This window comes from Bradyrhizobium sp. P2_E8 (assembly GCF_056403875.1).
Genome location: NZ_JBFUES010000992.1, coordinates 1 through 2699, shown reverse-complemented (window position 1 = coordinate 2699; position 2699 = coordinate 1). Strand labels below are relative to the sequence as shown.

The window sequence follows — 2699 nt, the reverse complement described above, 5'->3', positions numbered from 1 at the left end:
ATCATGAGCACGGGATTGGGAAGCGCGTCCAGGATCGCATCGCTGTCGGACGGAAGCGGTCGACGATGTTCAGCGGCTGAGCTCATGCAGCAGCGCTCCATGCGAAGTCGTCGAAGGCATCTTGCAGTGACTGGTGAACGAGGCGCGGATCCTCGGACGTCAGAATCGTCTGGCGCCAGGATTTCAGCTTCGCAGCCGGCGCGCGGCTCGCTTCGGCCGCGACGTCGAGCGCCCAGCCGAGATGCTTGCGGGCATGCTTGAGGCCGACGCGCAGTCCGTAGAGGGCGCACACGCCTTCATAAAGCGTGCGGACATAATGGAGTTGCATCGCGAGCGACGGCGCGGCTTCCGCCGCCCCGCCCTTCAGGCGACGGCCGATCTGGCCGGGCAGCCAGGGCTGGCCCTGCGCGCCGCGGCCGATCATCACGGCGTCGGCGCCGGAGGATTCGAGCGCCGCGRGCGCCTTCTCGTAGGAGGTGATGTCGCCATTGACGATGAGCGGAATCGAGATCGCCTCGCGCACGGCGCGGATCGCATCCCAATCGGCCTCGCCCTTGTAGAACTGGCACCGGGTGCGGCCATGCACGGTGACGAGCTTGATGCCGGCCGCTTCCGCGCGCCGCGCCAGTTCCGGCGCATTGCGGCTGCGGTCGTCCCAGCCGAGCCGCATCTTCAGCGTCACCGGCACCTTCACCGCCGCGATCGTCGCGTCGATCAGGCTGACGGCATGGTCGAGATCGCGCATCAGGGCCGAGCCGGACTGGCCGCCGGTGACGTGGCGGGCCGGACAGCCCATGTTGATGTCGATGATATCGGCGCCCTCGGCCTCGGCGATCCGGGCGCCTTCGGCCATCCAGTGCGCCTCGCATCCGGCGAGCTGCACCACATGCGGGCYGATTCCGGTCGCTTCGCAGCGCAACCGGGACATCCGGTGGCCGTTGGCGAGCTCATCGCTGGCGGTCATTTCGGATACCACCAGACCTGCCCCAAGCTCGGCGACCAACCGCCGGACGGGCGAGTCAGTCACTCCCGACATCGGTGCCAGGAAGACCGGGGTGGCGACCTCAATATCGCCTATTTTCAAGGGCTTGGAGCCTGATCCTGCCGGGCCGGTCACAGTGGTCTCATTCACTCGCAGGGCCTCATCGCACCTGCCATGACCTATCTTGCGCACAATTCTTGTGCAGTCAAGCGTCATGCCTACAGTTTAGACAGTTCTGCAAATCTTTCAAGTGCAGTGCAGCAAAATGCTGTTTCCCACAATCCGGGGAAACCCCCTTTTTTTGCGGGCCTGCCGTGCTAGAGGCATGCCGGCAATCATCCACTCCCGACTCTTTCATTAGCAACTGAGTATTTGAGTCCTATGGCGAAATCACAGCGCACCGCAGTCGTTCTTGTCGCGGCAGGTCGCGGCCTGCGCGCAGGCGCCGGCGGGCCGAAGCAATATCGCGAGATCGGCGGCCAGCCCGTGATCTATCGCGCCATGGAGGCCTTCAGCCGCCACCCCGATGTGTTTGCCGTGCAGCCGGTGGTCAACCCCGACGACAGCGCCATGTTCACGGCAGCGGTCGCAGGATTGAAGCACGAGCCGCCGGCCAATGGCGGCGCCACGCGCCAGGCCTCGGTGCTTGCCGGTCTCGAAGCGCTGGCAAGGCACAAGCCCGACATCGTCCTGATCCACGACGCCGCGCGCCCCTTCGTCTCGGAAGGCGTGATCTCGCGCGCGATCGATGCGGCCAGCCGCACCGGCGCCGCGATCCCCGTCGTTCCCGTCACCGACACCATCAAGCTCACCGGCGAGAGCGGCAATGTCGAGGACACGCCGGACCGGGCCCGCCTGCGGATCGCGCAGACGCCGCAATCCTTTCGTTTCGATGTCATCCTCGAGGCGCATCGTCGCGCGGCGAAGGACGGACGCAGCGATTTCACCGATGATGCCGCGATTGCCGAATGGGCGGGATTGACGGTTGCAACCTTTGAAGGCGATGTTGCCAACATGAAGCTCACCACTCCCGAAGACTTCGTGCGCGAGGAAGCGCGCCTGGCTGCCCAGCTCGGCGACATCAGGACCGGCACGGGCTACGACGTGCACGCCTTCGGCGAAGGCGACCACGTCATGATCTGCGGCGTGCGCGTGCCCCACAGCAAAGGCTTCCTGGCCCATTCCGACGGCGATGTCGGCCTGCATGCGCTGGTGGATGCCATCCTCGGCGCGCTGGCCGACGGCGACATAGGCTCGCACTTCCCGCCGAGCGACGCGAAGTGGAAGGGCGCCTCCTCCGACCAGTTCCTCAAATACGCCATCGAGCGCGTCACCCAGCGCGGCGGCCGCGTCGCCAATCTCGAGGTGACGATGATCTGCGAGCGGCCGAAGATCGGCCCGCTGCGCGACACCATGCGCGCGCGCATCGCCGAGATTTCCGGTGTCGACATCTCGCGCGTCGCGGTGAAGGCGACGACCAGCGAGCGGCTCGGCTTCACCGGCCGCGAGGAAGGCATCGCGGCCACCGCGAGCGCCACCATCCGCCTGCCCTGGAGCGTGTAAGATCATGGGCGGCAGCGACGCACGCGCCCTCTCCCGCTCGCTGCTCGATTTGTGCCGGATGCGCAAGCTGACGATCGCCACGGCCGAGTCCTGCACCGGCGGGCTCGTTGCCGGCGCACTGACCGACATCCCCGGCTCCTCCGACGAGTTCCTC

Annotated in this window: 3 protein-coding genes; 2 read left to right on the top strand and 1 reads right to left on the bottom strand. The window is 66.5% G+C overall.

Features of this window, described 5'->3' with window-relative positions:
• Positions 1-82: 82 nt before the first annotated feature.
• Entirely contained in the window at positions 83-1084 is a 1002-nt protein-coding gene (gene dusB, locus AC1D00_RS35560; protein WP_477013884.1) for a tRNA dihydrouridine synthase DusB, read from the bottom strand.
• Between the two features lie 279 nt (positions 1085-1363).
• On the opposite strand from dusB, the gene AC1D00_RS35555 reads away from it, so the two are divergent.
• Together AC1D00_RS35555 and AC1D00_RS35550 are read left to right on the top strand one after the other, a co-directional pair.
• On the top strand, positions 1364-2545 hold the full coding sequence (locus tag AC1D00_RS35555; RefSeq protein WP_477013882.1) for a bifunctional 2-C-methyl-D-erythritol 4-phosphate cytidylyltransferase/2-C-methyl-D-erythritol 2,4-cyclodiphosphate synthase: 1182 nt from the start codon (positions 1364-1366) through the stop codon (positions 2543-2545).
• A gap of 4 nt (positions 2546-2549) precedes the next feature.
• Positions 2550-2699 (top strand): CinA family protein (locus tag AC1D00_RS35550; protein WP_477013883.1); only part of this gene is annotated, 150 nt, incomplete at its 3' end.

Excerpts from the sequence above, each read along its gene's own strand:
- AC1D00_RS35555 (WP_477013882.1), top strand. The coding sequence starts at position 1,364 with ATGGCGAAATCACAGCGCACCGCAGTCGTTCTTGTCGCGGCAGGTCGC.